At 43.4% G+C, this 20,198-nt stretch carries 16 protein-coding genes and 1 pseudogene; 8 read left to right on the top strand and 9 right to left on the bottom strand.

Features of this window, described 5'->3' with window-relative positions:
• The 3 genes and pseudogenes from HWQ42_RS29420 to HWQ42_RS29410 all read left to right on the top strand — a co-directional run.
• A pseudogene (locus HWQ42_RS29420) lies at positions 1-137 on the top strand (photosystem II q(b) protein); the annotation flags it as partial.
• 245 nt (positions 138-382) lie between these two features.
• The gene (locus HWQ42_RS29415; protein WP_292818137.1) at positions 383-892 is read left to right on the top strand and encodes a hypothetical protein; all 510 of its coding nucleotides are present in this window, start codon (positions 383-385) and stop codon (positions 890-892) included.
• A 48-nt stretch (positions 893-940) separates the two neighbouring features.
• Positions 941-1,828, top strand: coding sequence for a hypothetical protein (locus HWQ42_RS29410; RefSeq protein WP_292818134.1), 888 nt, complete (start codon positions 941-943; stop codon positions 1,826-1,828).
• Between the two features lie 45 nt (positions 1,829-1,873).
• Here HWQ42_RS29410 and HWQ42_RS29405 read toward each other — a convergent pair whose 3' ends face one another.
• The 6 genes from HWQ42_RS29405 to HWQ42_RS29380 all read right to left on the bottom strand — a co-directional run bounded on the left by HWQ42_RS29405 (position 1,874) and on the right by HWQ42_RS29380 (position 6,490).
• The gene (locus HWQ42_RS29405) at positions 1,874-2,596 is read right to left on the bottom strand and encodes a hypothetical protein (protein WP_292818131.1); all 723 of its coding nucleotides are present in this window, start codon (positions 2,594-2,596) and stop codon (positions 1,874-1,876) included.
• Positions 2,597-3,088: 492 nt separating this feature from the next.
• A complete protein-coding gene (gene rpsU, locus HWQ42_RS29400) occupies positions 3,089-3,283 on the bottom strand; it encodes a 30S ribosomal protein S21 (protein WP_069073011.1) in 195 nt (64 codons plus the stop codon).
• 123 nt (positions 3,284-3,406) lie between these two features.
• On the bottom strand, positions 3,407-3,718 hold the full coding sequence (locus HWQ42_RS29395) for an RNA-binding protein (protein WP_094348369.1): 312 nt from the start codon (positions 3,716-3,718) through the stop codon (positions 3,407-3,409).
• A gap of 402 nt (positions 3,719-4,120) precedes the next feature.
• Positions 4,121-4,981 carry a 3'(2'),5'-bisphosphate nucleotidase CysQ gene (locus HWQ42_RS29390; protein ID WP_292818126.1) on the bottom strand — a complete coding sequence of 287 codons (861 nt, stop codon included), beginning with the start codon at positions 4,979-4,981 and terminating at the stop codon, positions 4,121-4,123.
• A 36-nt stretch (positions 4,982-5,017) separates the two neighbouring features.
• On the bottom strand, positions 5,018-5,878 hold the full coding sequence (locus tag HWQ42_RS29385; RefSeq protein WP_292818123.1) for a sugar kinase: 861 nt from the start codon (positions 5,876-5,878) through the stop codon (positions 5,018-5,020).
• A 12-nt stretch (positions 5,879-5,890) separates the two neighbouring features.
• A complete protein-coding gene (locus tag HWQ42_RS29380; RefSeq protein ID WP_292734190.1) occupies positions 5,891-6,490 on the bottom strand; it encodes a PadR family transcriptional regulator in 600 nt (199 codons plus the stop codon).
• A 316-nt stretch (positions 6,491-6,806) separates the two neighbouring features.
• On the opposite strand from HWQ42_RS29380, the gene HWQ42_RS29375 reads away from it, so the two are divergent.
• From HWQ42_RS29375 to HWQ42_RS29365, 3 genes are all read left to right on the top strand, one after another.
• Positions 6,807-7,220: a hypothetical protein gene (locus HWQ42_RS29375; protein WP_292734192.1), complete on the top strand. Its 414-nt coding sequence runs from the start codon at positions 6,807-6,809 to the stop codon at positions 7,218-7,220.
• Positions 7,221-7,396: 176 nt separating this feature from the next.
• Positions 7,397-8,371 carry a DNA polymerase III subunit delta' gene (locus tag HWQ42_RS29370; RefSeq protein WP_292818120.1) on the top strand — a complete coding sequence of 325 codons (975 nt, stop codon included), beginning with the start codon at positions 7,397-7,399 and terminating at the stop codon, positions 8,369-8,371.
• Positions 8,372-8,580: 209 nt separating this feature from the next.
• Entirely contained in the window at positions 8,581-9,774 is a 1,194-nt protein-coding gene (locus HWQ42_RS29365) for a Coenzyme F420 hydrogenase/dehydrogenase, beta subunit C-terminal domain (RefSeq protein ID WP_292818118.1), read from the top strand.
• A 119-nt stretch (positions 9,775-9,893) separates the two neighbouring features.
• On the opposite strand, the gene HWQ42_RS29360 is transcribed toward HWQ42_RS29365, so the two are convergent.
• From HWQ42_RS29360 to HWQ42_RS29350, 3 genes are all read right to left on the bottom strand, one after another.
• Positions 9,894-10,253, bottom strand: coding sequence for a VOC family protein (locus HWQ42_RS29360; RefSeq protein ID WP_292818116.1), 360 nt, complete (start codon positions 10,251-10,253; stop codon positions 9,894-9,896).
• 128 nt (positions 10,254-10,381) lie between these two features.
• Positions 10,382-12,031: a response regulator gene (locus HWQ42_RS29355; protein WP_292818114.1), complete on the bottom strand. Its 1,650-nt coding sequence runs from the start codon at positions 12,029-12,031 to the stop codon at positions 10,382-10,384.
• Positions 12,028-16,737, bottom strand: coding sequence for a PAS domain S-box protein (locus tag HWQ42_RS29350; RefSeq protein WP_292818112.1), 4,710 nt, complete (start codon positions 16,735-16,737; stop codon positions 12,028-12,030). The genes HWQ42_RS29355 and HWQ42_RS29350 overlap by 4 nt, the downstream gene beginning before the upstream one ends.
• 249 nt (positions 16,738-16,986) lie before the next feature.
• Between HWQ42_RS29350 and ldpA the strand changes: the two genes are divergently transcribed.
• Together ldpA and HWQ42_RS29340 are read left to right on the top strand one after the other, a co-directional pair.
• On the top strand, positions 16,987-18,156 hold the full coding sequence (ldpA, locus tag HWQ42_RS29345) for a circadian clock protein LdpA (RefSeq protein ID WP_292818110.1): 1,170 nt from the start codon (positions 16,987-16,989) through the stop codon (positions 18,154-18,156).
• Between the two features lie 82 nt (positions 18,157-18,238).
• Entirely contained in the window at positions 18,239-19,972 is a 1,734-nt protein-coding gene (locus HWQ42_RS29340) for a R3H domain-containing nucleic acid-binding protein (RefSeq protein WP_292818108.1), read from the top strand.
• Positions 19,973-20,198 lie beyond the last annotated feature (226 nt).

Below are 20,198 nucleotides of genomic sequence, written 5' to 3'. Positions count from 1 at the left end.
CTTGGGCGGATGTAATCAACCGCGCTAACCTGGGTATGGAAGTAATGCACGAGCGCAACGCTCACAACTTCCCTCTCGATTTGGCTGCTGGCGATTCTGCTCCTGTAGCTTTAACTGCTCCTGCTATCAACGGTTAATCATAATCTGAGATATACTCTTCAAGTTTATCTGTAGACGAAAAACGCTCTCCCGAAAGGGGGGGCGTTTTTGCATTGGGTTAATTGCTACGTTGAGTATGGCACTTGACACTTTTTTGAAGTGTAAAAATGACCCTTATAGTTGAGAAGTTAGGCAATAATTATCAAAAAGTAAATTTTACGGGTAATAATTGCTAGCAGCGCAGATAATTGCCTCAAAGCTCAACTATAAGGAAAAGCCAAGAATGATTTTACACCGTGGACGTAGGGTAGTAGCCGCTTTGCTGCTGTCGGTGGTACTACTGACAACAGCCTGTAGTCCAAAAACACCTGGACGTTTTGACCAGGCGCAAAAAGAAAGTACTCAACAAAAAAGCGGTCAATCGGTAGCTAAAACCGCAACTCAGGGTAGCGAATTTAATAAATTTTTCCCAAAAGCTGGTGATGGCTACCAACGCGTCTATACCCAAGAGAAAAAAGGCTTTGCGGAAGCGAAGTTGAAAAAAAGCGGTAAAGATATAGCGGTGCTGTCTATTTCTGATACCACTAGTACACCCAGTGCAGCAGCAAAGTTCTCGAAAAGCACTAAAAAAATTGGCGGTTATCCCGCAATAGAAGTTGGTAAAACGCAAACTGCAATTTTGGTAGGTAAGTACCAAGTAAAAGCACTTTCTCGTGATTCATCATTTACAGCTAGCGATCGCGAAGATTGGCTAGAAAAGTTTAATCTTAATGGTCTAGCTAGACTGAAATGATTTGCACTACTAACATTCAGATCATAAAACTTAAATAAGGAGATTTTTGTGAGCAAATCGATTGTTGAGTTGGTCGATCAATTGCCAACTGGCGGCTTGACTGTTTCTATGTTGAAGTCCCTTGATTTTGTTGCTCCTGGAGAGTGGCAAAACACCGTCGGCTTTGTCAACACTATCAAGAAAGTCACTGGTGAAGACGACGAAGATTTAATTCAGCAAATTGGCGAAAGAGCGATTTATCTATTCAACGACAAATCCCAAGGATACCAAACAGCCTTGTGGTTATATCAAACTGTTGATAATACAGATAAAGCGCTTGGTGCAGCAGCTTTAGCTAACAAAGTTGGTGAGAAAATTCCTCTGTTAGGTTTTTTAAACTCTGTCACTCCCAAACCTGATAAAGCCCAAACCATTGATTTGACATTAAAATTAGTGGCTGAGTTGGTAGCCTTCTGTCAAATTAACGGCATTCCGGGAGACAGTATTGGGGATTTTGTCGCCTCTTTAGGTGAGTATAGTGGTGAGTCACTCATCCGTATGGTGGCATTAGTTTGCGTTGATGGTTTGATACCTTTGGGCCCAGATTTTATCAGCAAAGCGATATCTGGCCTGAATCAAACAAATCCACAGGAGTTAGAACAAAACTCGACTTTCAAAAACATCAAAGATGTGATTCCAGGGAGCAATGCCGGCAGTAAACTCAACTTTATCGGCGAAAGCTTTGACTCAGTGAAAGGTTGGATGAGTGGGTTAGTTAGCGCCAATAATTTAACGCCGCAAAAGGTTGTCCACAACTTGCAAAGTTTTACCGATATTGCTGATGATAAGTTGGACTACCTCGCAGCATTCCTGGATGTAGCAACAAATTATTATGAGCACACTGGCACGCAAACTTTAGCACATCGCTTGATTGAACGCGCGGTAGCTGAGATTTAGGCTGATGGGGAGTGGGGACTAGGAAGATTTCCCAATCTCCAATCCCTATTGGGGTAAATGCAAATCTGCTGCGATCGCATACAAGTAAGGTTGAAAAATAGCCAAATCTTCTAGTTTATCAAACTTACCTGTTTGCGTACCTGTGTCAAATGCAGTAGTAATTACGTAAAGTTTAGTGCCATCAAAGGCAACATGACCGATATGTTGCTCTTGTACTCCACTTTGTTGCTTAAGTCCAGCGAACCCATAGCGAATTCCCTGAAGCTTACCAATGGGTACTGGTTGCGGTGGGTAGGCTGAGAAAATAATCTGTTTTCCATATTTACCCTGACGATCTTTTGCAAACGCAGCGTAGTGGTCTGCAACCCAAGTCTTAAGTACTGGTAATAACTGGGTTTGGTACTTGGAACTTTGGTAGTCTACTAGGGAAGCAGTTGGAATACCAGATGCTAAGAGTTTCTTTCGGAAATCCTCATTGTTTGCTAGTGGGTAAATGTTAATCTCTACTGTACCCAAACGTTTTCCTTTGGAGGAGACACACAACAGGGGTGCATTTCCTTCACAGGGAGCAACTTGCCAGTTAGTTGGAGCAGCAGCACTTCCCAGAATTTTCTGCCAGATATTTTCCTGATTAGAGTTGGGAAGTTTGGCAACGGTAGGAGTTTTTACTACTTTGGGTGGAGAAAATTGGGGTAGAACAAATTTCGCTCCCACTGGTATTGACACCAGCAAAATAGAGCCTAGTAATAAATGATAAAGTCGTAACATTTTTTTTCAAAATCCAGAGCCAGGGATTGCAGACTAACGATATCTACAATACTTTATGGATATAGAGGAAGAATACATTTATATTGCTGCGAGTTCCGCAAATGGAACTCAACAAACTATAGCGCTTCTTTGTGGAATCAGGCACAAGTTAGGGGCGCATAGCTATCTGTACGCCCCTACGAATTGCCCTAAGTAGCTAGGCATAAAGAGAAATTAAAGTTTGTAGTAAGGAGTTTAGTCCTGATAAACCTTGCTATGAGCGATAAATCGCTCACTACAAACTAGGATTTTATTGTATGTTTAATTATGCTTACTTAGTTAACGCAATTGAAAATATACAATTAGTAGCGCTAAAAATCAGTATAGCGCCACCACGAACAGTGTTGTTTATTGATTGATGTATGCCTAATTACTTGTGGCTTGCTGTAGGTATGGCAACAATGAAGAGATGCTGGCTAGATGTCAAATCGAAGGGCAAATTTGCTTGGGCTTTTAATTGAAGCGAGAACGTTGTTGACGACGTTGTTTGTGCCTAGCAATTGCTTTACGCTTCTCTTTTTCTATCGGCGTCTCAAAGTGACGCTTTTTTCTCATATCCTGGAAAATTCCTGCTTTAGAAACTTCCCGTTTAAATCTTCTCAAGGCTGATTCAATACCTTCATTCTCCCCTAAAACTACTTGTGTCATTCTCATTCCTCCTTAATGTGGATGAATAGTTCAAGGTTAGATACCAAATAAAATATTCCAGCAGAATTGAGCCTTTGGCTTTATCTGCTGGAGACTCTAAATGTGAAATTTTCAGGAATCGACTTAGTAGCGATTATTGTTGCGGCGGGCATTACCGCCACCCCAGCTACCACGAGGAGAACTGCTTCTTTCCTCACGAGGTTTAGCTTTGTTCACTTTCAAATCACGTCCCATCCACTCAGCACCATCAAGTGCATCTATGGCAGCTTGTTCTTGTGTGTCTGATTCCATTTCCACAAAAGCGAACCCACGAGGCCGGCCTGTTTCCCGATCTGTGGGTAGTTGAACACGATTTACTGTTCCGTATTCTGCAAAAGCCTGCTTTAGGTCCTCTTCTGTAACCTGATAGGACAGGTTTCCGACGTAAATTGACATAGAAATCTCCGAATTCAGGGAGTGTAGAGAGTTAAATTCGGAGAGACGGTTTTTAGAAATCAAAACGAGTTACTCAACCGAAAATAATCTTTATGTCCATGAGTGTAGCACAGCATTCAGCCTTTGAATATTGCCTGATAGTGAATTTTATTCACAAATCAAACCTTTCAGGACGGTTTGCAGACTTTCTAAAGACTGGCTTTTTTTGCTTGTACTATATAAAGTTACACTTTTAATCGGAAATCGTAATTAACTTGCGATCGCCCAGATATTTAGTGTTTTGAAAATTAAGCTGTGGACTAAGGGGCAAAGATTATTATCGGTAATCTGATTAATCATACCACGATCAACTGTCTTAAAAGCAAATTAATCTAAATTAAAAAATATTTATCCTCAAGTACATTAGCTATGGTCAAACTGCGCTAAGATACCCTCTGCTTTCTTACATAGTAATTCGTGATATTCACCATTACTAGCTAGCAAACCTCCCCATTGATTGATATCACCAGTGTTATACTGCAACGGAGTGCCGTCGAAGTGAGTAAACTGACCACCGGCTTCTGTTAAAATCAATTCTGGGGCAGCGATATCCCAGTCTTTGGGCGCAGACTTGCCGGAAAGGGAAATGTAGATATCTGCCTGTTGCTCGACAATGGTGGCAATCTTACAGCCAACACTACCCACAGATTTCTGATTTTGACAGGGTAAGTTTTGTAGCAGATGATCTAACCGTTGGTTGCGGTGAGAACGACTAACGACTAAGGTTAAATCCTCAATTCCTTTACCTGAAGACACTTGTAAAGGAACAGATCCGTCACGGGTTTCTACAAATGTACCCCCGCCTTTGGTAGCGTAATATAACTTTTGAGCCTCTGGTACTGCCACCACTGCCAACACTGGGCGTGTTTCTTTGACTAAAGCAATGTGAACTGCATAGTCGCCAGTTTTTTCGATAAAATCTCGTGTGCCATCCAAAGGGTCAATTATCCATACCCAAGGGGCAGAAGGCTGTCTAGCACTACTTGGCGCTTGATAAGTTTCTTCGCTGATGTAAGCAAAATCTTCGTTACCCAAAGTTGCTTGTAGCCTCTGTAAAATGTATTGGCTCACAGCTACATCGGCAACAGTGACAGGCTCATTCTGCTTATACTGGATTTCTAAGTCAGGGTCTTTTGCTGTACCGTGGTAATAAGATCGCAGTATCTCTGCTGCACCCCAACCTACCTCACGAGCGATCTCTAATATTTCTTGTAAATCTTTCATTAATTTGGCCTTCTATAATTTTATTAACCTGACAACTCAGCCCTTTAAATTCATCCAGCGCCGAGTACCAAAAAATTTACAGGAATCAGCAGCAATATTAGCTGCCAGTGTCAGTGCATCAGTAAAGCTTTCCTTTAAAATGTAATGACAGAAAGCACCGTGAAAAATATCTCCAGCCCCTAACGTATCAACCGCTTGAATCTGCGGCACATCTACGATACCAGTTTTAGTGTTACTCAAGTATTCAATTGGTTCTTGTCCGTGGGTAATGGCGATGTGAGGAATGTCAAATCCACTGAGATAGCTAAAAACCTCTTCTCCAGTTTGGCAATTGGGAGGATAAAAATTAGCTGAACAGATAGCGTAATCTACAAACGGTAAAATTTGCTCAAATCCAGGCTTCCAACTACCACCATCGATTACTACTGGGATATTATTGGCCTTAGCCATTTGGGCTATAGAATCACCAACCACCATCTGATGTCCATCAATCAGTACGATATCGACATTTTGCAAAATATCTGGTGGGATAGATGCGCTGCTAGCTTGAGTTTTCACAGCATTGATCGAAACCACAGCGCGTTCACCTGTGGCTTGAGTGACAATAATCGAAGATACAGGCGGTACTAAATCAGTGCTAGGCTCAAGGTCTGCGATCGCAACTTTGTAATTTGCCAAGTCATCTCGAATGAGCTGCGTCATTGGGTGAGAACCTACTACACCTAAGACAGTAGCCTGATTTCCTAAATAATTGAAAGTTACAGCTGCGTTTGTTGCTGGTCCCCCTGCCGCTACAGTATAGTCAGTAGCGACAATCTTCTGATTATTCTTAGGGGCAGAGTCAGCAAGGTAAATCAAATCTAAAGTTACTAAACCTACAAATAATCCACGATTCATTTGCTCTTTCGTTCAAAATTCAATTCTGAATTCTGACTCCTGACTCCTGAATTCTTTCTTGGTAAATGGATATGGCTCTTGGCGACTGATAACATCAATCGCTGTCTTCAACCAATCAATATAAGTCTCTTCTCTTCGGATTACCAACTCCAGCACCAGCCTTTGCATCACCTGCTTGCGGTTGGCAGATTCATCGCCGAATGATGGCAAATGGATGGTTTCACATTCAGCCAGCTTTTTGCTTCGAGCCGCTAATTGTTGCTCCAGTAGGTGAATGATGGTTTCATTCGACAACTGATCTGCAAAATGCAACTGCACGAGTAAAGGTTCTCTGATAGTCGGTAAGGGCTGATGAATCCCTAGCCATCGCCTAAATTCGGCTTTCCCTGGCTCCGTCACACTGTAGACTTTGCGGTTGGGGCGATCGTGTTGAATCTCAATGTTACAGGTAATCCAGCCTTGCTCAACTAGCTTATCGAGAGTTCTGTAAATTTGTGCCTGATCTGCTGGCCATAAATGGGCAATGCATTGATCGAAGCAGCTCGTTTTGAGGTCGTAGCCCGTCATTTCTTGCTGCTGAAGAAGACCTAAAATTACATTTGCTAGCGACATGAAGATGGTTTTCCCATAATTGATATTTTCTCGCTCGGTTCTACACTATGTAGTTCTTATAATTTTATGTTAATATATGATTAATCAAATATAAGATATGACGTTTATAAAAGATATGCTCATTATAGTGCTTCTTAGCAAGGAAACCTAAATACATAAAAAACTCCATTCACAAGGACATGGGGAAGAAGAAGGGAATAGGTTAAAGGTAACAGGGTACAGATCCCTATCACCTGTTACCTGTCTACCTGTCCCCCCAATCCTAATGAAATTATTTAAGCCATTGAAGACTATTGTAACAAGAGGATAAGTAACATTGACTTCTAACGCACTTACACAAAGAATACGTCAGCATCAATATCTGCGTGATTTACGAAACAAATTACTCCACCTTCACAAGATGTTGCTGGAGACAGAACGTATTGCCTACGAACAGATTAGTGGACGAGTATCAAGTGCAGAACTTCTTCAGCTAGTCATTGCTCACGAACAATTTGCTTGGCTACATCGCATTTCTGAGATGGTTGTGCAAGTTGATGAAATGCTCCAAGCAGATGAACCGATATTGCTGGACGATTTCCAAAAATTGATTGCTGATGTCCGTACACTCATTGTACCGCTAGAGACGGGTAATACCTTCGAGAGAAAGTATTACAACGCTCTCCAGCGCGAACCTGGTGCTGTATTGGCACATGCGGAGATATCCAGATTTCTCACGTCTAAGGTTTAGTATCCCAAATTATTTGTAGTAGGGACGCACGGCTGTGCGCCCCTACTATGGGATGCTTTTTTAACCGGAAGTCCCTAAAGGTAAGATATTTCTAAGCGATCGCTAATTTACCCAAACAGTGCTGAGTACAAAGAGCAAATGGAAAATAATAACTCCTAATTCTTAACTCCTAACTAATGACTAACGATCCATTTGCACCAGTTATTGGACAACAGCAAGCTATAGAATTACTCACTCAGGCTGTCAGACAAAACCGGGTTCCTCCAGCTTACTTATTTGTGGGACCAGATGGTGTAGGCAGGAGTTTAGCAGCCAGGTGTTTTGTGGAATTGCTATTTTCTAGTGGCATGGGAGTCAGTGCATCTTTACAAAACCGTTTGCGTCAGGGGAACCACCCAGCTTTATTGTGGGTGCAACCAACGTACCAATACCAGGGACAACGATTAACAGCAGCAGAAGCAGCCGAAAAAGGACTCAAGCGTAAAGCACCACCTGTAATTAGACTAGAGCAAATTCGGGAAATTACCGAGTTTTTAGGTCGTCCGCCTTTGGAAGCGCCGAGGAATGTGGTAGTGCTGGAAGAAGCCCAAACAATGGCAGAAGCCGCAGCCAATGCTTTACTTAAAACCTTGGAAGAACCGGGACAGGCGACATTAATTTTAATTGCACCGACACCTGAATCTGTGTTGCCGACTTTGGTATCACGCTGTCAACGCATTCCTTTTTATCGCTTAGATGCCCAGTCTTTAGCTGTTGTACTCACACAAACAAATCATCAGGAAATTTTGCAAAATCAGGCAGTATTGAGCATAGCATCTGGTAGTGCCGGCAGTGCGATCGCATCTTATGAACAATTACAAGCTATTCCTGATGAGTTACTTGAAGACTTGAAAAAAGCGCCTAAATCTTACCGTAACGCCTTAGAGTTAGCCAAAAAAATTGATAAGGATTTAGATACAGAAGCACAACTGTGGTTAGTTGATTATCTTCAGCAATTCTACTGGCAGCAGTGGCATCAATCTAGTATCATTAACCAGCTAGAACAATCTCGAAAACACTTGCTTTCTTACGCTCAACCACGGCTAGTTTGGGAATGTCTGCTTTTATCTGTGTATCAAAAATCAAATTTTATTTATCCTACTCATCGCTGAGTGCGATTGTATTTCTATAATTTCTCATCAAAGCCTCAGTAGAATATTTAATTAATTCGTAGCGAAATAAATTAGGCAAAACTCTGCATTACTTTGCGTCCCTCTGCGTTTCAAAACATTACAATGTCTTGTTCATGGTCTATCGTCAAGTTCATAGCGAGTGAAGGTATTGTAATAAAAGCGATTCCTGGATAAAACAAAAAGTTTATATGACCTCAGTTTCTCCTCACAAAAAAGCCAGAGCCTTAAAACCTACCAGCCGCCGCCCTGCGAAAGAACTTTGTAGCGAGTGCGGACTATGCGATACATACTATATTCACTATGTCAAGGAAGCCTGTGCTTTTATTAATCAGCAAATAGGTGAACTTGAAGAAGAAACACACACGCGATCGCGCCATCTCGAAAACCCCGATGAACTCTACTTTGGTGTTCATCAAGACATGATAGCAGCGAAGAAACAGCAGCCCATTGAAGGCGCACAATGGACGGGTATTGTTAGCAGCATTGCCATTGAAATGCTGAATCGCGGCTTAGTTGAAGGTGTCGTCTGCGTGCAAAACACCAAAGAAGACCGCTTTCAACCCATGCCCGTCATCGCCCGTACCCCAGAAGAAATACTAGCAGCACGGGTAAATAAACCAACGCTTTCCCCGAGCCTTTCCATATTAGAACAGGTGGAAAAATCGGGAATGAAGCGGCTGTTGGTAATTGGTGTTGGTTGCCAAATCCAGGCATTACGAGCCGTAGAAAAACAACTTGGTTTAGAAAAGCTGTATGTTTTGGGTACGCCTTGCGTAGACAACGTTAACCGCGCCGGACTGCAAAAATTCTTAGAAACCACCAGCCGCTCGCCTGATACAGTTGTACATTACGAATTCATGCAAGACTTCCGGGTTCATTTCAAACATGAAGATGGCTCATCAGAAACAGTGCCTTTCTTTGGCTTGAAGACCAACAAACTCAAAGATGTCTTTGCCCCATCCTGTATGAGTTGCTTTGATTACGTCAACTCCTTAGCCGACTTAGTTGTTGGCTATATGGGCGCACCCTTCGGTTGGCAATGGATTGTAGTTAGAAATGACACTGGTAAGGAAATGCTGGATTTAGTAAAAGACCAGTTAGATACCCAACCAGTAACGTCTAAAGGCAACCGGAAAGAAGCCGTACAACAAAGTATTCCCGCTTACGATAAAGGTGTTACTCTACCGATGTGGGCAGCAAAACTGATGGGTGTGGTAATCGAAAAAATCGGCCCCAAGGGTCTAGAATATGCGCGATTTTCCATTGATTCTCACTTTACTCGGAATTATTTGTATGTGAAGCGCAATCATCCAGAAAAATTAGAAGCGCACGTTCCAGAGTTTGCCAAGCGTATTGTTGGACAATATAAATTACCAGAATAGAAGAGGATCTGGGGCATTGGGCATTGGGCATTGGGCAGAGGAGAAAAACTTACTACTACTAATTCTCCCCTGCTCCCCTGCTCCCCTGCTCCCCTGCTCCCCTGCTCCCCTGCCCCCCCTCACTGCTGACTCAACTCGATAACATTCCCATCAGGGTCTTGAGTGAACAGGGCAGCGCGACCGGAGGCGCTAGCTTGAATGGGATAATTATGATTGAGGAATTCCTGTTTGGCAGCGTCTAAGTTAGCTACTGTGAAAGCGATGTGGGGATTACGTCCCCATTTTTCGTTTCGGTTTTCCGTGGGGACAGTGGTTGCAACTATCAGGTGAATTTGATAGTCGCCGACTTGATACCATGCACCAGGGTAGCTTAGGGAACGATCTATTTTGGATAATCCCAATACTTTGCCATAAAAATGTTCAGAGCGTTCTAAGTTAGTCACAAGAATCGCTGTATGGAGACTTTGGGTAATCTGCATTGTCGGTAAGATGCGATCGCGTTTATTTAGATTTTGGCGTAGTTTGAACTCTTTCGGTGAGTGAGGGAGACAGGAAAAGAAGAATTAATAACCAACGCCTAATGACAAAGGACAAAGGACAAATACGATCACAAACTCAAAGGCAGCTGAACTGTAAACGTTGTCCAGCCCTGAGAACTGGTAACTTCAATTCTGCCTTGGAGATATTCTACTAACTTCTTAACCAATGTTAAACCTAATCCTGTGCCGCTCTGTTGCCAGCGTTCCCGTTTCGGGTTGCCGTAGGCATCGCTTTCAGGAATCCGGTAAAACGGGTCAAAAATTCGAGATTGTTCTTTTTTCGGAATTATCACACCAGAGTTACTAATTGTGATTTGAAAATAAGGAACTTGAAAATTATCTAATACACCAGATTTAGCATCCTCATTTGTCAGACTTTTTGTAGTGTCAATTACCTGAACCTTTAACACAATCTCTCCATCAGGCGGAGTGTATTTACAAGTATTGTTGAGTAACTCGGAGATAATTTCAGTCAGGCTAGCCAAGTCTGAAACTAAAGGCGGTAAATCTGGAGAAACACTAACTTGCAAAGACTGTTGCCTAGCTTGAGCGCGTTCTTGAAAATACTCGGCAACGTGAGGCAACCAGTTTTGCAGTTTAATTGAAGTTAATTCCAAGGGATAGACATCTGCATCAATCATTCGTAGATGCAGCAAATTGTCTACCAAATCCAGTTCTTGTTCGCATTGTTCGCGCAGAATACCTAAGTAGTGGGCTACAGATTCAGATGGAGGAAGTGTGTTTGAATTTAAGATGCCCTGCCGATCGAGAATATTTTCTAGCACAGAAATTGCCATTTTGATGTTTGACAAGGGCGTTCGCATTTCATGAGAAGTGGTTGCCAGAAAATCCTCTTTTAACTTGTTCAGGCGTTGAAGTTCTGCCACTCGAATTTCTAGTTGTTGAGCGCGTTCATCTGCGAGATTGCGTTCTTCGGTTAACCGTCGTTGCGTGTCATCTCGGAAAACAAATACGGCTCCTGTAATTACACCACTATTATTTTTCAAGAGAGTAGCGCTATCAGCTATTGGTATAGTTTTTCTGTTTTTAGCAACTAGTAAAACACCACTGCCTAAATATATAGTAGTTTTTTTTTGGAGAGCTGCAATAATTGGATTTTCTATCGGTAGCTGAGTTTGTTCATCAATAATTTTGATAACTTCAGCTAACATCTTGTCTTTAGCTTCATTCCATTGCCACCCTTTCAGAGCTTCAGCTACCTGATTCATGTATTTAATATTTAATTCAGTATCGACTACAATTACCCCATCGCCCATTCCCCGAAGTACAGAACTTAAAAATTGCTCGCGATCGTAGCGATTGAGTGCTGTTTGAATGGCAACATAAAGTTCTTGTTCCTTTATGGGTTTGAGAATGTATCCAAAGGGGGATGTTAGCGTTGCTCGCTCAACAGTACTTTTATCAGAGTGCCCAGTGACGTAGATAATCGGAATTTGCAAATGATGCCAAATTTGCTCTGCTGCCTGGATACCGTCTATTTCACCTCGTAACCTGATATCCATTAAAATCAAATTTGGGCGTAATTTAGTTGCTTTTGCAATTGCCTCTTCGGCAGAATCGGCGATATCTAAAACAACATATCCTAAAGACTCTAAAGTTTCTTGTAAGTTGATAGCAAGGATATATTCATCTTCAACAACAAGGACTCGAACTGTCTCTTTTGTCTGCGTGTTTGATGAGATGTCAATTATGTTCATGTCCGGCTGTTTGTAAAAGTAATTTTGAACTCTGTACCTTGTTGAGAGTCAATTTCAAGTTTTCCTCTTAGCTGCTTGACTAAACCCTGGACAAGGGTTATGCCCAGCGTTTTGGTTTTCTTGCTATCAAAATTTTCAGGTAAGCCAACACCATTATCTTTAATAATGAGTATCAAATTAGATTCGGACTTTTGATAAAACTTAACCTCAATTTTTCCCCCACGATTACCAACAAAAGCGTATTTTAAAGCATTAGAAACCAGTTCGTTGATAATTAAGCCGCAAGGAATGGCGGTTTCGATGTCGAGGCTAGCATTATCAACTTGAATATTTAGTTTAATCTGGCTGGAACTGACATTATAGGAATCAAATAAATGAGTTGTTAAATCTGGAATGTATTGAGCGAAATCAATATCAGCAAGGTCTTCAGAACGGTATAGTTTTTCATGAACTAGGGCAATGGAAGCAATGCGGTTTTGGCTATCGCGCAAAATAGCTGTCACCACAGGATCTTGTGTTCGTCTGCATTGCATTTGCAGCAAACTGCTGACAATTCCTAAATTATTTTTAACACGATGATGAATTTCTTTGAGTAATACCTCCTTTTCTTTTAGAGAGGCTTTGATTTTTTCCTCCGCTTGCTTTTGCTCAGTGATATCTTGATGGATGGCCACAAGGACGCTTCCATACTCAGGATGTTCAAAAACGGAAGCGGTAGCGCTACACCAGAATGGAGTACCATCTTTTTTAATATTATGGACTTCATAGGTTGCTTCACCGTGTTTCAAAATAGTAGTTCTAATCGCCTGATTAACATCTTCAGGTGTATGATATTTATCACCGTAGTTGACAATCGACACGTGCTGGCCGATTAATTCACCAGGGTCATAACCAAACATTTGCTCGAATTTAGGATTGGCGTAGACAAACACGGCATCTGTGGCACGAACTAGGCAAATTCCCTCCGCCATGTTGCGGGTAATAACTGCCTGCAACTCTAACATTTGTTCAGCTCGTTTGCGATCGCTGATTTCAACTACGACAATGCCCATGCTAATAGGTTGATCGGCTTCAGACTGAATTGGAAAATAGGAAGCTAGCCAAGTCCTGATTACACCTGGAAGTTTTGGGGTTTCTCCACTGATTTCAAAATCCAGAATCGGTTCGCCCATTGTTAAGACATGTTGAAAGACTTGCTCCAGTTTTGATGCCAAATCAGGGATAATCTTCCACGGTGTCTTGCCAATATGCTCTGCCGCGGGAATGCCATTAATTTCTGCTAATGCTTCATTAATGAATGAATAACGCAGTTCCTGATCGAGAATAGTTATACCAACAGGTGCATTATTGATGAAGGTATCCAATAACTTTTGCTTGTGAGCTAGTTCTCGCTCTAGAATCTTGCGTTCTGTGATGTCAATCGCCACCCTACCCACTAGCTTTTGTTCAGACAATCCAAGAATTGGGAATTTGTATACCAAGAACTCACCAAGAGAACCGTCTGGTCGGGGAGCAACTTCAATCATCTCCATTACCTGATTTGTCTCTATGACTGTGTGAATATGTTCAAAATGCTGCCGAGCAATTTCATCTGGGTAGAGGTTAGAAATAGATTGCCCAATCACTTGTTCGGGTAGTAATTTAAATGTTCGCAGGTATGTTTGATTTAAGTAAAGTACACGCCCATCTGTATCAGTAATCCAAGCTAGCACTGGGCTGTTGTTCATAAATGCCTGGAACCGAGCTTCACTTTCTTGCAAGGCTGCTTCTGCTTGCTTTTGCTCACTAACATCAATAATTATTCCCAGCATCCGTATAGGATTGCCTGCTTCGTTGTAAACACCACGCCCTTTCCCTGTGAGCCAGTGAACCCTGCCATCGGGAAAAATCACTCGATATTCACCTTGAAAATTAATATGTTGTGCCAGTGCATTTGATACAGCCTGTTCAATTCGGTCAACATCCTCTGGATGCACACACTTGCGCCATAGTTGATAGCTGGCTGCTGATATTTCTGGCTCTAAACCTAACAAACGATAATGGTTGTCGTTCCAGGTAAGTTCGTTTGTTTGAACATTCCAATCCCAAAGACCGATGTGGTTAAATTCTAACGTTAGTCTCAGTTGTTCTTCACTTTTGGCTAAGGCTGCTTCGGCTTGTTTTTGTTCGCGTAGCGCGGCTTGTTGCTCGCTGATATCCCGATGAGTACCAGTCATTCGCAGAGGCTTTCCCTGTCCATCTCGGATGACAACTTTGCCGTAGTTAGCAATCCATTTGTATTCACCCCACTTACTTTGAAGTCGATAGTCAAATTTGTAGGGTACTGAACTGTCCTTGAGATGATCTGCCAAGATTTTCTCAACCCAAGGCAAATCCTCTGGATGAACTAATCGCTCCCAAGTACTAAAATCTTGTGGGAGTTCATCAAAAGTGTATCCGAGCATTTCTAAATAGCGCGGGCTGTAATACACCTCTTTAGTGAGAATGTTCCAGTCCCACAAACCATCGCCCGAAGCCTCAAGTGCTAACTGTAGTCGTTCTTCACTTTCTCGGAGGGCTATTTCTGCCCGTTTGCGGCCTTCTTCGACGCGCTTACGCACAGTTATATCTGTGACTCGCACTAGGTTCATCACGTTACCAGCAACGGTAATTTGTTTGGCTGCGATGTTTCCCCAAAAGGATTTGCCCTGCTTAGTAATGTATTCAATTTCTAAACTCCAAAACCCTTGCTGATTAATTTCTGCGGTTATGGAGTCTAACTCATCAGGAGTGAACTGTTGTTTTTGCAGAGTGTTACCTGCAATGTTAATGAGTTCAGCTTTGTTAGAGGCTGCAAATAGCTTCACTGCTCGATCGTTACAGTCAATAGTCAATAATGTTTCTACATTTACCAAAAAAAGCGCATCGGCAGATTCATTATAGACAGCTTCTAGCAGTTCACGACTACGGATGATTTCTAACTCATTTTGTTTGCGTTCTGTAATATCTAGAATAGCGCCCAACACCTTAACTGCCTGCCCTTGAGCGTTATAAGCTATCTCTGCTTTCCCCTCAAGGTAGCGCACTGAGCCATCGGGTCGGACAATTCGGAACTCAATACTGAAAGGGGTTTCTTGGGCGATGGCTTGTTCAAAATTGGTCTGGAACTGTGTGCGATCCTCTGGGTGAAGCATCTGGAGGAATTCTGCCTGAGTCGGTTCACTTTCAATTGGATTTAGACCAAAGATGCGAAAGGTTTCCATAGACCAGCAGCGCTTTTTGGTTACTAAGTTAAATTCCCAACTGCCTATATGGGCGATTTGTTGAGTAGTGGCTAGCAGGGCCTCACTTTGTTGGAGTTTTTCTTCAGCCTGTTTGAGTTCGGTAATATCTCGCCCTTCTGGAATCAACAAAATAACTTGACCTGTCTCGTCTAAAAGCGGACGGAGTGAAAAATCAATTGTTGCTACTCGGTTATTTGCACCGAGAACATCAACTTCATAGCGGATAAACTCTCCTTGGGCTGCACGAGCGATCGCTTGTTTTAATTCTGCTTGAGTTTGCGGTGAAATTGTCCACCAGTGTGCTTCCCAAAAAGGACGATTGATTACATCTTCTAGTTTCAGTCCAGCAAAATTTAGCGCCGTCTGGTTCGCTTCCAGTAAAATGCCAACTGGCGTTAGCAGTCCCATGAACTGGAAAGTGTTATTGAAGATGGCGCGGAAACGGCGATCGCTTTGGTGCAATTTGGCAGTGCGTTCTTGTACCTTGGCTTCTAAATCGGTGTTGAGGGTTTGGAGATTGTGGTAAAGTTCGGCTTGTTGGATAGCGATCGCTAGTTGCACCGTCAGTTGCTTGAGCAATTCCACCTCAAATTTCTGCCATTGTCGCGGCGCAGAACATTGATGTGCGATAAATAGCCCCCAAAGTTCAACTGCTTGAGTCTCTTTGCTCTCTAACAAAATGGGGACAACTAAATTCGCCTTCACCTGAAACTGTTCCAAAAGTTGAATATGGCAATCACTTAAACCCGCTTCGTAGATGTTAGTTGCTGCCCAAATTTTTCCTTGGCGATATTCTTCCCCCTGATTTTCCTGAAAACAGGTATCTTCAATCGCCAGTCCTAAAATTGGTGTCCATTGGGGTAATACCGACTCCGCTACAATGCTACCCTGCATTTGTGGCATAAATTGATACACCAGTACCCGATCGGCGTCCAGTAACTGGCGGACTTCTTGAACACTCGTGGCAAGGATATCTTGAAGCTTCAACGATTGGCGAATATTAAGAGCGATCGCTCCTACTAACTTTTGTTGTTCCTGTTGCTGTTTTAGCTGCCGCATTAGCTGCATCTGCTCGATCGCCCCATGAACCGCTCGACGTAAATTATCAGAGGTCAGTTTTCCCTTGACTAGATAATCTTGCACCCCACTCTTGATCGCTTGGACTGCGATCGTTTCGTCTCCCTGTCCAGTCAGCATAATTACCGAAATTTGGCTGTTAGAAGTTTGCCTCTGTAGCCTAGTGAGAAATTCCAGCCCGTCTAAATCTGGTAATCGATAGTCCAACAAAATCACATCTGGTATTTTTGCTTGACAAGCTTGTAGGGCCTTATTTCCAGAATCAAATTCGGAAATATCATAAGTGTAGCGATCGTCCCGCTCTAGGAAGCGTCGATACAAAGCTCTATCTTCAGCAGAGTCTTCTACAAAAAATACAGTTCTCATGTTATCGGCCTCCTAAGACGGCTGCAAAAGTGGGGAGATGAGGGAGCAGAGGGGCAGAGGAGCAGAGGAGACAAGGGGGACAAGGGGAATTATTGAACAAGTCTCTCCCTTGTCTCTTGTCCATTCCCAATGCCCCATGCTCAATGCCCCATGCCCAATCTCCAATTCAATAAACCCTAAATCAGCAAATTCGGACTTTTTCTCGATCGCAGACTACTATTTTTAGTCGCATAAACGCATAATAGAATAGTGACTGATCTGTTCGTACCTTTACAATCTCTCAAACAAGGTGACTGGTTCAAGCTGATCTGCGGAGCCAGCTTCCAGCATTTGCCGGCAGTCAGAAGTTTAACGTTAGCCTATACTTTGGCGGGCGCTGACTGCATAGATGTTGCAGCTGATCCAGCAGTAATTGCAGCAGCGCAATCAGGGCTACAAGCAGCCAAATCTCTGGCTAAGGATGCCCAAAAGCGAGGCTTTGACTACAAAGGCAATTTACCCTTTTTGATGGTCAGCCTAAACGATGGAGAAGACCCCCATTTTCGCAAAGCAGAATTTAATCCTCATGAGTGTCCTACAGACTGCCCTAGACCCTGTGAACGGATTTGTCCGGCACAAGCAATCGTGTTTGACAGTATCAAAGAAGACTTTTCAGGAGTAGTATCCGAAAAGTGTTATGGCTGCGGTCGTTGCATACCAATTTGCCCTTATAGTATAATTTATACAGCTTCATACGTGACAACGCCGGGAGCGATCGCACCATTGGTAATGTCAACGGGAGTAGATGCCGTAGAAATCCATACACAAGTCGGGCGGTTGGCAGAATTTGAGCGATTATGGCAAGCAATTTCACCGTGGGCGGATCAACTAAAGTTACTAGCAATCAGCTGTCCTGATGGCGAAGGGATGATTGACTATTTGAAAGCGCTGTATTACAGGATTACCCCACTGAAGGGTGCTTTAATTTGGCAAACCGATGGTCGTCCGATGAGTGGTGATATTGGCGATGGCACCACAATAGCTGCGGTGAAATTAGGGCAAAAAGTTTTGGCAGCTAAGTTACCGGGATATGTGCAGTTAGCAGGCGGCACTAATAACTATACCGTTGCTAAGTTAAAGGCAATGGGACTACTCAAAGAGGCAGGGGAGCAGGGGAGCAGGGGAGCAGGGGAGAAGGAAGAATTTTCTCCCTCTGCCCCTCTGCCCCTCTGCCCCTCTGCCTCCATCGCCGGGGTCGCCTACGGTAGCTACGCCCGCGTACTGCTGTCACCAATTCTCGAACAGTTAGAGAATAAGGAGGTAAGTAACACTAATGTGAAGGCGAATGTTCGCCTAGAAGAAGATGAAGTATTACTTTGGCAAGCTGTAGAACTTGCCCATTCTCTCGTTTCCCAGATCAAGTCACAGCAGGAGCCTTAATCGCTCGTTCGGAAAATACCCAGGACGGGTTCTCCTGCACGCAAATGTCCTCGCTATCTCTAAAAACGTCACCATAGAAAGCATGACGATTACAGACGATCTCCAAAAGTTATTAGACATTTTGCCCCAAGACCTGCAACAAGTACTAGAGAGTCATCCCAAACGAGATAGTTTAGTAGAAGTGGTCTTGGATTTGGGTCGTCGCCCAGAGGCTCGCTTTCCTAATCAAGCTGAGTATTTGAGCGAAGTACCCGTTACTCAAGAACAAATAGATGATTGCATTCAACGAGTCGGAATCTTTGGCGGAGATAATCGGGCAGGAATTGAGCAAACTTTGCATCGGATCAGCGCTATTCGCAACCGCACTGGTAAGATTATTGGCTTGACCTGTCGTGTTGGTCGGGCGGTATTCGGAACCATTGGTATGATCCGCGACTTGGTAGAAACTGGTAAATCGATTCTCATGCTGGGGCGTCCAGGCGTGGGCAAAACTACCGCCTTACGGGAAATAGCCCGTGTTTTAGCGGACGATCTGCATAAGCGAGTAGTTATTATTGACACCTCCAACGAAATCGCTGGGGATGGTGATGTTGCCCACCCCGCCATTGGTCGCGCTCGGCGGATGCAAGTGGCTCATCCAAATCAACAGCATCAGGTGATGATTGAAGCAGTGGAAAACCACATGCCAGAGGTCATTGTCATTGATGAAATTGGCACGGAACTGGAAGCTTTAGCGGCTCGTACCATTGCGGAACGGGGTGTACAGTTGGTAGGTACTGCCCACGGAAATCAGATCGAAAATCTGATTAAAAACCCCACCCTGGCTGATTTAGTTGGGGGCATCCAAGCTGTGACGCTGGGAGACGATGAAGCCAGACGGCGAGGCTCTCAAAAGACTGTTTTGGAGCGAAAAGCCCCACCTACCTTTGAAATTGCTGTGGAAATGTTGGAACGCCAACGCTGGACAGTACACGAAAGTGTTGCTGACACCGTAGATAATCTGCTGCGGGGTCGTCAGCCTACCCCACAAACGAGAACCGTTGATGACCAAGGCAAAATTGGTGTTACAAGGCAGTTAGCTGTTGTCAACGGTCGTGGTGGACAGCTAGCAACAGTGGAAGATTCTTTCCCGCCGGCGCGACCGTCTAATGGCTGGCGTTCATCTGGACAAATGGTCGCACTACCCCAATTGCCTGTAGAGCGGGTAACTGGGCGCAGCGAGTTTGACCGTTTGCTGGATGAATCTTTCAATTATTCTGAGAGCATTGATTTTGATGCTGCTACAAGAGTGCCAGGGCCGAATGGTGAAGATTTGCCATTGCACGTTTACCCTTATGGGGTTAGCCGTCACCAACTAGAACAAGTAATTAGCGTGCTAACTTTGCCCGTGATATTGACAAAAGATATAGATAGTGCTGATGCAATTTTAGCACTGCGATCGCACGTCAAAAACCACGCCAAATTACGCCAAATGGCCAAAGCTCGTCATGTACCCATCCACGTAATTAAGTCCAGCACTATTCCCCAAATTACCCGTGGTTTGCGGCGCTTGCTGAACATCGACGACCCAGAAATGGCCGATGATAGAGAACTACAATTGTTTTTGCACAATGGTAGCGATGATGAAATGGATGCTCTTGAAGAAGCTAGACTTGCCGTTGAGCAAATTGTGATTCCTAAAGGACAGCCAGTCGAGTTATTGCCGCGTTCTCCCCAAGTTCGCAAAATGCAACATGAGTTGGTAGAACATTATCGCCTCAAGTCGCATAGTTTTGGCGAAGAACCAAATAGAAGATTACGGATTTATCCAGCGTAACTTTAATAACTCTACCAAAGAGTTTACCTACGATGTACACACAAGCCTTTGTCAAGGTAATTTACGGCTAGTCTCATAGATAGCCCCTGAGATACCTCAACCTGTCCCTCTCTTTACTAAGGATTAGGACAGGGTGGGGTTTTGGAGGACTTTTGGGGAATCGGATAACTTATATCATGTTCGGTAAATCACTTACGATTAAGCCCCGATTTTAATCCACCAGTGA

This window comes from Nostoc sp. JL23, assembly GCF_017115065.1.
Lineage (GTDB): Bacteria > Cyanobacteriota > Cyanobacteriia > Cyanobacteriales > Nostocaceae > Nostoc > Nostoc punctiforme_A.
This window is presented reverse-complemented; position numbering and strand designations above follow the sequence as displayed.